General features: G+C 68.1%; 7 protein-coding genes. 4 read left to right on the top strand and 3 right to left on the bottom strand.

The genetic code is table 11. The annotated features are described in order from the left end of the window. The 3 genes from GWK61_RS49595 to GWK61_RS49585 all read right to left on the bottom strand — a co-directional run. Nucleotides 1-3,036, bottom strand: a 3,036-nt coding sequence (locus tag GWK61_RS49595) for an NACHT domain-containing protein (RefSeq protein WP_194920726.1), incomplete at its 3' end; no start/stop codon positions are given. Nucleotides 3,037-3,097: 61 nt separating this feature from the next. Beyond that, complete coding sequence (locus GWK61_RS49590; protein ID WP_194920725.1) at nt 3,098-4,036, bottom strand: proteasome assembly chaperone family protein; 939 nt, start codon at nt 4,034-4,036, stop codon at nt 3,098-3,100. Nucleotides 4,037-4,167: 131 nt separating this feature from the next. Beyond that, nucleotides 4,168-4,941, bottom strand: coding sequence for a sugar isomerase domain-containing protein (locus GWK61_RS49585; RefSeq protein WP_194920724.1), 774 nt, complete (start codon nt 4,939-4,941; stop codon nt 4,168-4,170). A gap of 359 nt (nt 4,942-5,300) precedes the next feature. Between GWK61_RS49585 and GWK61_RS49580 the strand changes: the two genes are divergently transcribed. The 4 genes from GWK61_RS49580 to GWK61_RS49565 form a co-directional block, all read left to right on the top strand. Beyond that, the gene (locus tag GWK61_RS49580) at nt 5,301-6,338 is read left to right on the top strand and encodes a TerC family protein (RefSeq protein ID WP_194920723.1); all 1,038 of its coding nucleotides are present in this window, start codon (nt 5,301-5,303) and stop codon (nt 6,336-6,338) included. 101 nt (nt 6,339-6,439) lie between these two features. Continuing rightward, on the top strand, nt 6,440-7,012 hold the full coding sequence (locus GWK61_RS49575) for an MscL family protein (RefSeq protein ID WP_228564252.1): 573 nt from the start codon (nt 6,440-6,442) through the stop codon (nt 7,010-7,012). A 39-nt stretch (nt 7,013-7,051) separates the two neighbouring features. Further along, nucleotides 7,052-8,992: an ABC1 kinase family protein gene (locus GWK61_RS49570; RefSeq protein ID WP_194920722.1), complete on the top strand. Its 1,941-nt coding sequence runs from the start codon at nt 7,052-7,054 to the stop codon at nt 8,990-8,992. A gap of 60 nt (nt 8,993-9,052) precedes the next feature. Continuing rightward, nucleotides 9,053-9,778: MFS transporter (locus tag GWK61_RS49565; RefSeq protein ID WP_228564251.1), on the top strand; the 726-nt coding region annotated here is incomplete at its 3' end.

Below are 9,778 nucleotides of genomic sequence, written 5' to 3'. Positions count from 1 at the left end.
ATCTGCGGGGGTTGGCGGAGTTGGTTCTGTAGCCGGGGCGGCGAGGCGCTGGAGGAGCAGAGCGATCCGTCCTGAGGCGCCCCACCTGCTGCGCATCACGAGCGCCATTGTCTGCAGCCGACCACGGGTGTCGGCTGACACCTCGTCCAGCTCAACCGCGTTGACGAAGAGGCCGAGACAGAGTGCGTGGAAGGTGAGTATCTCGTTCCGCGGCAGGTGCGACGGGACGTCCAGAAGCACGTTCACGAGATCGAGGATCGCGCTCTCAGAGTTCTTGGAGGTGTACGGCGCCACGAGCGCCGCGGTCAAAAGCGCGCTCGCCGTTGCGAGCCGCCCATCCGCCGTGTTGTAGACGGTGTTCGCGAGAGTCGGCAGGGCGTCAGCTATCGGCATCATGTTGTGCATGGCCATGTCCAGGCGCCGGTCGACGAGAAAGTTCGCCCGCCCTGCCATCGCGTCGTGGGAGTGCGAATCCCACTGGCCGCCGTTCTGCCATCGGGAACCGGCGAAGTGGTACGGCCACTTCATGTCGGGCTCGGCCGTGACGGCGCCGGGCTGTCCGAAGCGGACGACGATGTCTTGGTGCTCGCCCTTCCACGCACGCTCCACGGCCAGGCAGTCGGCGAGGCCGTTCCACCCCTCGCCGCGCACGCAGCTTCGCCACAGGTTCACGAACCGGCGCCACTGGTTGACGGCGCCGTAGCCCTTGTCCGGGTACATCGCCCGCATGCTGATGCTGCCCTCGGTCATGGCCATGAGGAGGAACAGGTTCGCGTGCCAGCTCCCGGCGCGCGTCACCACTTCCGTGACGACCGGCTGGTAGCCGGAATACGTGTGGTCGGTCCGCTCCATGAGGCTGTTGTGGAAAAGCGTCGTGACCACCTCGGCCATGGCGTCGCGGACCGCCGGGTCGCGCTGGGCTGTCAGCTCGGCCAGGAAATCGACGATCGGCGCCCGGGCGGCCAGGGCGTCGAACGACAACAGCGTGTAGAGCAGCGTGTCGTTGATCGTGGGGGACATCGCGTAGGCCGAGGCGAGGTGCTGCGCGGCGAGTTCGTCGAGCAGGAGGACGACGAGACGTGCGATGAGGTACTCGCTGAAGGTCGCGTGCAGGAACTCATACGTCTGCATCTCCTCGCCGTCACGCGTCGCGCGCACGTCGTGGATGAAGAAGAACCTGCCGATCATCTGCTGGCCCGCGGTGAGCGCCGAACGCATGGTGTTCTCGCTGCGCTCGGCCTTCCAGATGTTCAGATTGCCCAGGTCCGCGGTGACGCTCTCCGCGTCGATCCACTGAGCGCCCCGATTGAACATCGCGAAGGCGACTATCGACAGCCGGAGCAGCTCTTGCTCGATCCGGCGGTCCAGATCGGTGACATCCGGATCCTTCGTCAGCTCGCGGCGGGCGAAGTCCTTGAGGAGCTGTTCGTAAACCGTGCTCAGGCTGATATCGGGATCCAGTGAGCTCAACGCGTTGGCCGAGGCGTCGTACAAGGCCAGCATCAGCAGCAGGAGCGGCTGCTCGGCGAGCGTGCGGTAGCGGAGTACCGTCGCGAGGGACAACACGTTCACGCCACGGTCCGTGAGCGAGGGCTCGTTCGTCCGGTTCCAGATGTCGATCCAGGCGGCGATCTGCTCGTCGTCGAACGGCTCCAGGCGGATGATCGGGGTGTTGCCCGGAATCGTCGCCCGGTTGGCGACGGCGGTCCGGCTGGTGACGATCACCGCGACCGAGCGGCCCTGGTCGCGTTCGCGTTCCTGGAAGCGCTCGATCCGGAGGAGGAAGTCGGTCTGTGCCACGCCGGTGGCCTGGAGCAGCTCGTCGAAACCGTCCAGTATCACCACCGGGGTCAGGTTCGGGTCGGCGGTCGCGAATCGGGTCCATTGCACGCGCTCGCCGGTCTGTTCGCGGATCGCGGACTCGATGTAGTCCTGCAGATCGCCTTCGGCGTCGACGCGGCGCAGTTCGACGCGGATCGGCAGGAAGTACTCGGTTGGCAAGCGGGCCGCGAGGATGCGGGTGAGGACGGACTTGCCGGAGCCGGGTTGGCCGAGGATCAGCAGCGGTGTGCTCAGGGCGTACTCGGACATCAGGTAGGAACTCAGCAAACTGGGCAGGTCGTCGCGGAGGTCGAACTCGTTCCACTTCTGACTGTTGGGAAGCACCGTGAACGCGAGTCGGAAGCTGTGGTCGACGTACCCCTCACCGAGCGAGGGCACCGTGAGGTGGGAGTCCGGCCGGTCGGTGACGATGATCGGCTTCGCCAAGGCCGCTCGATGGGCGCGGACGACGGATTCCTGGTGCTGTTCCGGAGATTCGGCCGTCAGCGGGGCCAGAAGCTTTTCCAGATCGGCCAAGCCGGCGGCCAGCTGGTCGCGGGTCGCGGCGTGGGCTTGGAGGTTGACCCAGACGCCGAACTCGGGGCAGTCAGCAGACAGCCGCCTCAGATTCTCCTGATAGCGCGCTGCCGCCTCGCGGGGCACCCGGTCTGTCAGCAGTACGGCGAGACGGTCTTGCCGGGTCTCGTCGAGCGCGTCCCAGAACGCCAGCCCCGCCAGGAGGTCTTGCATATTTGCGGAAATGGTCGCGAAGATCCTCACCGAGGTGGCGTCCCACAATGGTGATCCGAAGCTCATCAGGCTCAGTTGCTTGTAGAGATCGCGCCAGCCAATGCCGGGGCCGGTCGTGAGAGTCAGCGATGCCTGCTCCGTGGCTGAGAACTGCGGCGCCTCAGCCTGTTGGAACTCGCGCATCGCCTCGCCGAGGGCATCGAAGTACGCAGTAATCCGTATGACCGTGTGCGCCGCATGAATCCGCTCGGTCCGCGTCAGCCGATCGACCCCGCGCAGCTTCTCCCCGAACTTGTCGAGCACCTTCGCGAGCAGCCGCAGTGCCTGCTCCCGAGCCTCGAAGAGGTCGAACACCCCCGCTCCGAGCAGCATCGTGGCGCTCGCCTCGTCGAGCAGCTTGACCAGCTGGTTCTCGCCGCCGGCCAGGAGGTTGACCGCGTCCATGTAACGCAAAGACCGCCGCATCCGACCATTCTGTCGGGGCGGCGGTCTTCCGGACACCTGAATCAGGGTTCTGGCTGGAGCCTCACGGGCTCGGCGGCGGCCCGTCCTGATCCGCCAGGAACCGCTCGAACTCCGCCGCGAGCTCGTCCGCGGTCGGCATCTTGCCGTCGTTGTCGCTCAGCAGGTTCTTGCGGTCCGTCACGTTGAACGCGTCGTACTGCCGCTCCAGGGCTCGCACCACGTCCTCGACCTCCGAGGACTCCTGGACCTGGCGGTCGATGTCCTCCGACGCTCGGCGGGCCGCGTCGCGGAGTTCGACGTCGGGCAGGATCAGGCCTGTCGCCTCGGAGACTGCGCGCAGGAGGCGGATCGCAGCTTGCGGATACAGGGATGACGCGAGGTAGTGCGGGACGTGGACCGCGAACCCTGCGGCGTCGTGGCCCCACTCGCCGAGGCGGTACTCCAGCAGGGATGCCGCGCTGCTGGGGACCTGGAGGCGGTCCAGGACGGGCTGGTCCGTGGTGTCGACCAGGCCGGGGTTGGTGGCGTGGGCGGTGATGCCGAGGGGGCGCGTGTGGGGGATGCCCATGGGGATGCCGTGCATGCCGACGGTGATGCTGACGTCGAAGTGCTCGACCAGGCTGCGGACGGCCAGGGCGAACAGTTCCCACTCGCGGTCTGGTTCCAGGCCGTCCAGGAGCAGGAAGCGCTTGCCCGCCCCGTCGGTGAGCAGGTGCAGGTCCAGGGCCGGGTCTTCGTAGTGGTCGTAGTGGTCCTTGTCGAAGGTCATCGTGGGGCGCCGGCTGCGGTAGTCGATGAGCCGGTCCACGTCGAAGGACGCCACCAGCCGGTGGTCGAACTGGTCCAGCAGGTGCTCGGAGGCCAGGCGGCCGGCGCCGCCGGCGTCCATGAAGCCCTCCATCTGGTGCAGCAACACGACGCCGGCCAGGCCCGGTGTGCCGGGCGCCAGCTCGTAGAGAGCCTTCGGATCCTTGCGCGCGACCACTGTGAAGCACCCCATCCGTCTCGTCGTGGCTGTCCGGCGGTTCACGTCCAGCCTAACGAAGAGCGGCGAATCGGTGGTGATCTATTCCGTCTCGGTGCACAAAGTTGCGGCTTTAGTGTGCCGCCAGTGCTGAGTTGCGGCGGCCTTCAGGACGCCGAGCGCCGGATCCGACCTGCGTACCGCGCCTCCAGGGCGTCGTTGTGGGCGTCGCTGCCAGTGGCGTTCGCCGAAAGGTACATCGGCGCCTCGACACCGCGCTCGGCCAGCAGCCGCACCGCCTCGGCGATCACCATCTGCGCCAGCACCGCGTTGCCGACCGAGGAGATCCCGCACACGTTCGCGCCGAAGGACGGCAGCGGCAGCACCGCGTCCCCGTACGGCGCGCCGTTGTCCAGCACGACATCCGCGAAGTCCTTCAGCACCTTGCCGGATGAGTGGCGCGAAGTGATGCGCGACGTGTGATCCAGCGAGGTGATGGCGATCAGCTTGTGCCCCAGGGACGTGACGTGCTCGGCCATCTCCACGATCACGCCGTTCCCGCCCGAGTTCGACGCGATCACGAACACGTCCTGCGGCTCCACCGGCGCCAGCTCGTAAATCCGCTTAGCCAGCCCCTCCCGCCGCTCGACCTTGGGATCGTTGAGCAGGTCCACCGGCTCCCCGCCGAACAGGATCAGGTCGCGCAGCGCCAGCTTGTTGCTCGGCACGAACCCGCCGGCACGCCCCGACACCTCCATCGCCAGCGCCTCGGAGTGCCCGGTCCCGAAGGCCTGCAGCACGCCCTCAGCGGCGATCGAGTCCGCGATCAGGGCCCCGGCCGCCACGACCGCGTCCGTCTGGGTCTTCTCGATGTGCTCCAGGACCCGGCGCACCTCGGCGAGGTACCCGGTCGGCGACAGCTCCGGCGGCAGGGACTCCATGGGCTTCTCCCTCGATGCGATGCGATGCGATGCGATGCGATGCGGCGTGATGCGGCGTGGTGCGGCGTGAGGCAATCCGGCGTGACGCGGTTCGGCCATGTGGTCTACACCACAAAGATCCGGCTCCATCAAAGCAGATCGGCGCTCGTCGTACGAGGGGTCGCGCGACCGGTTTGCGCGAACGGCCCGCCGACTGGGAGCATGGAGGTATCGAAGGGGAGTACTCCTCAATCGGACGGGCCGTCATCACGGAGCCCCCGGCTCCCGGTCCCCCGGCCTGACCTGCGGTTCCGCGGGTTTCAGGTGGAGAAGACTTTCGGCGCTTGTGCACGTCCTGACAACGCCGGAGGAGTCCCGCCATGCACGTCACCCTGACCGTCTGGATCGCCACGATCGCCGCCTTGGCCGTGGCCGTCGGCCTGGACCTGTGGCACGGCATCCGGTACCCGCACGCCATCAAGACCCGCGAGGCCGCCGTCTGGGTCACCGGCATCGTCGCGGCGAGCATCCTGTTCGGCGCCGGCGTCTGGTACTTCACCGGCCACCGCTACGGCAGCGAGTTCTTCGCCGGCTGGATCACCGAGTACAGCCTCAGCGTCGACAACCTGTTCGTCTTCGTCATCATCCTGACCAAGCTCCGCGTCCCGCGCGCCTACCAGTCCCAGGTGCTGCTGTGGGGCGTGGTGATGGCGCTGGTGCTGCGCGGCATCTTCATCGGCGTCGGCAGCGCCGTGATCAACCAGTTCAGCTGGATCTTCTACGTCTTCGGCGCCTTCCTGGTCTACACCGCGGTGAAGCTGGCCACCGGGCACGGCGGCGAGGAGGAGTTCAAGGAGAACCGCCTGCTGCGCCGGGTGCGCAAGGCTGTCCGCACCACCGACGACTACGACGGCGCGCGGCTGGTCAGCCACGTCGACGGCCACCGCCGCTTCACCCCGATGCTGATCGTCATGGTCGCCATCGGCTCCACCGACCTGCTCTTCGCCCTGGACTCGATCCCGGCCATCTTCGGTCTGACCAAGGAGCCGTACATCGTCTTCACCGCCAACGCCTTCGCGCTGCTGGGCCTGCGCCAGCTGTACTTCCTGCTCGGCGCGCTGATGGACCGGCTGGTGCACCTGTCCTACGGCCTGTCGGTGATCCTGGGCTTCATCGGCGTGAAGATGGTCTTCGAGGCGCTGCACGGCTCCGGGGTCGAGCACGTCGGACCGGTCACCGTGCCGACCATCGGCATCGCCGCCTCGCTCGGCGTCATCATCGGCGTGCTGGCGGTCACCACGGTGACCAGCCTGTGGAGCACGCGGCGCGCACAGGCCGAGGAGGGGTCCGCGCAGGAGCCTGAGGAAGGGACCAAGGGCGAATCCGAGGAACTGCCGGAGCAGCAGCCCCAAGGGTGAAAACCCCTGCTGGCGTCCCGGTTTTCACAGGTGTCCACTGAATGTGGCATGCTGCCGCGCGCATGTCTCGTCTTCGATCCTGTCCAGACCCAGGGGGGTCAATGAACGGCTTCGTGAAATTCGTCGTGCGCGGCAACGTGGTGGGGCTCGCCGTCGGCGTGGTCATCGGCGCCGCGTTCGCGGCCATGGTCACCTCGTTCACCGGCGCGTTCCTCACACCGCTGATCGGCTGGGCGACCGGCGGCATCGGCGACTACAGCAAGAAGGTCTTCACGCTCGGCAAGACGACGTTCCCCTACGGGACGTTCATCAACGCGAGCATCAGCTTCCTGCTCACCGCCGCGACGCTGTACTTCCTCATCGTGCTGCCGGTGAACAAGCTCACCGAGGAGCTGAACCCGCACCACGACCTGTCGCACGCCAAGCGCGCCTGCCCGGAGTGCCTGCAGCAGATCCCGGCCCGGGCCCGCCGTTGCAGCTTCTGCACCACGACGGTCTCCCCGATCCTCGACGAGGACTCCCCGGCGCTCACCGACGAGATCCCCGGTGAGATCCCGCTGCACACCGAGCTGCCGGAGATGAAGCTGCCGGAATCGGCGCCTGCCTCGTCCTCGGCCGCGGCGTCCGGGGCCGAGGCCAAGCCGGCGTCCGGTGCCGTGGCCGCCGGGGCGTAGCGAGTCTCCCGCTCATGCGGCGACCAATAAGGTCGCCGCATGAGCTACTTGCAGGGACCGCTGTTCGTCGTCACGGCGATCATCGCGGTGGTCGTGCTGGCCTCGATCGTGCGGCGCCTGCTGGGCGTCCGGTTCTCGGCCACCCGGCTGGTCCTGGCCGCCGCGATCTCCTGGAGCATGTCGGCGCCGATCCTGACCGCGATGCTCGGTCCCAAGCTGCCCGACGGTTCCCTGGCCGATTCCAGGAAGCCGCTGCTGCTGGTCCTGGCCCTGTTGGTGATCCTGTTGCCCAGCATGGTGTTCCTGGTGGTCGCCGAGGCGCTGGCGCCCAGCGGCAGCCTGCCGACGCCGCTGGAGTGGATCAGGGGCCTGCGACAGCGGGTGGCGCGCTCGCGCCGCTACTGGCGGTTCACCATGATCCTGATGCGCCACGGCCTCGGACCGTACCTGCGGGGCCGGCGTCCGCAGGCGAACATCGGCCGGTCGTTGCGCGGCGCGCTGAACGAGGGCGGGCTGACGTTCATCAAGTTCGGGCAGATCCTGTCCACCCGGCGCGACCTGCTGCCGGCCGAGGTGGTCGACGAGTTGTCGCTGTTGCAGCACGAGGCGGCATTCGTGCCGTGGCCGGAGATCGAGGCCGTCCTGGTCGCCGAGTACGGCGCCGTCGAGTCGGTCTTCGACCGCTTCGACCGGGAGCCGATGGCCGCGGCGTCGGTCGCGCAGGTGCACTCCGCGCGGCTGGTCTCCGGCGAGGAGGTGGTGGTCAAGGTGCGCCGGCCCGGCGTGACCACCGTCGTGGAGCGGGATCTGGACATCATCCGGCGGCTGGCCCGGACGCTGGAGCGGCGCACGTCGTGGGCCCGGTCGCTGGGTGCGGTGTCGCTCGCCTCGGGGTTCGCGGTCGCGCTGCGCGAGGAGCTGGACTTCCGGATCGAGGCGCGGAACCTGGCGGCGGTCGCGGTGACGCGGGTCAAGGGCGTGGCGGTGCCGAAGGCGTTCACCGAGCATTCGTCGAAGCGGGTGCTGGTGATGGAGCGGTTCGAGGGCGTGCCGCTGAGGCGCGCGCTGCCGCAGTTGGCCGAACGCGAGATCTCGTCACGGGAACTGGCCGAGCGGCTGCTGGACTACCTGCTGCGGCAGGTGATGATCGACGGTGTCTTCCACGCCGATCCGCATCCCGGCAACATCCTGCTGCTGACCGACGGCCGGCTCGGGATGCTCGACTTCGGGTCCGTGGGGCGGCTGGACTCCTCGCTGAGGTCGTCGATGCAGCGGCTGCTGGCCGCCGTCGACGCGGGGGATCCGCTGTATCTGTGTGATGCGGTGCTGGAGGTGATGACGGCGCCGGAGGAGATCGACGAGGTCGCGTTGGAGCGGGACCTGGGACGGTTCACCGCGCGGCATCTGCGCAGCGACTCAGGGTTCGACGTCGCCATGTTCACCGATCTGTTCCGGATCGCCAGCTCGTACGGGTTGGCGGTCCCGGCCGAGGTCGCGGCGGTGTTCCGGGCGCTGGGGACGCTGGAGGGGACGCTCACCGAGCTGGCGCGCGACTTCGACATCGTCACCGAGGCGCGCAAGCTGGCCGGCGGGTACGCGGCCGAGCGGCTGACGCCGTCGGCGCTCAAGCACGAGGCGGTGACCGAGCTGGCGGCGCTGGTGCCGATGCTGCGGCGGCTGCCGCGCCGGGTGGACCGGCTGGTCGGGGCGCTGGAGGGCGGGAAGCTGAGCGTGAACGTGCGGTTGTTCGCCGATCGGCGGGACCGGGACGTGGTGACCGGGCTGGTGCATCAGGTGCTGATCACGGTGATCGCGGCGACGTCCGGGCTGATGGGGGTGTTGTTGGTCGGGCGGCAGAAGGGGCCGATGGTCGGCAAGGCGGTGAGCCTGTACCAGTTCCTCGGGTACAGCTTCCTGGCGGTGGCGAGTGTGTTGGCGTTGCGGGTTCTGGTGGTGGTCTTCCGGCGTCCGGAGGAGTGAGGCGGGTTCTCGCTGTATCACTGACAGTCGGTGTCAGTGACCCTGCCGACACTGGTCGGTATGGAACTCGCAAGCGCCACGCGGCGGGCCGAGCGGCTGCTCGTGCCGGCCGCCTTCGTGACCGCCCTGGGCAACAACGTGCAGCTGATCGCCGGGGCGCTGCTGATGCTCCGCAGCGACAAGACGATGTTGTCGGTCGGGCTGTTGTTCGTCGCGGTGGCCGTGCCGCAGGCGGTGCTCTCGCCGTACTTCGGGCGGCTGGCCGACCGGTACGACCGGCGTCGGCTGTGGATCGGATGCGATGTGACGTCGGCGGTGCTGGCGTTGGCGCTGCCGGTGTGGCTGACGCTCGGGGGCGCGAAGGGGCCGGGGGTGTATGCGGCGAACTTCGCGTTGGCGGTGGTGGCGGCGCTGTTCTTTCCGGTGAGCAACGCGATGGTCAAGGAGCGGGTGCGGGCTTCGCAGGTGCGGCGGTTCAACGCGAACTACGAGATGGCGACGCAGACCGGGATGTTGTTGTCGGCGACGGTCGGCGGGTTGCTGGTGCAGCGGTTGGGGGCTTCGCCGTTGTTGGTGTTCAACGCCGGGACGTTCTTGGTGTCGGCGGGGTTGGTGGCGGCTGTGGGGCGGCGTCCTTTGGAGGTCCTAGAGGTAGAGACAGGCGCTGATTCGGTTGTGGGCGCACGGATTTCTGTCGGCTCGGGCGCTTCACGGTCTGCGTCGCACGTCCCGCTCGTTCGGCTGATCGTCCTGTACGCGCAGGGCAGCGTGGTGGTGACGGTGTTC

The sequence above is a fragment of the Catenulispora rubra genome (genome assembly GCF_015356825.1).
GTDB classification, from domain to species: Bacteria; Actinomycetota; Actinomycetes; order Streptomycetales; family Catenulisporaceae; genus Catenulispora; species Catenulispora rubra.
This window is presented reverse-complemented; position numbering and strand designations above follow the sequence as displayed.

Bases quoted from the DNA above. Each gene is read 5' to 3' on its own strand.
- GWK61_RS49590 (WP_194920725.1), bottom strand. From the start codon at position 4,036: ATGGGGTGCTTCACAGTGGTCGCGCGCAAGGATCCGAAGGCTCTCTAC.
- GWK61_RS49585 (WP_194920724.1), bottom strand. From the start codon at position 4,941: ATGGAGTCCCTGCCGCCGGAGCTGTCGCCGACCGGGTACCTCGCCGAG.
- GWK61_RS49580 (WP_194920723.1), top strand. From the start codon at position 5,301: ATGCACGTCACCCTGACCGTCTGGATCGCCACGATCGCCGCCTTGGCC.
- GWK61_RS49575 (WP_228564252.1), top strand. From the start codon at position 6,440: ATGAACGGCTTCGTGAAATTCGTCGTGCGCGGCAACGTGGTGGGGCTC.
- GWK61_RS49570 (WP_194920722.1), top strand. From the start codon at position 7,052: ATGAGCTACTTGCAGGGACCGCTGTTCGTCGTCACGGCGATCATCGCG.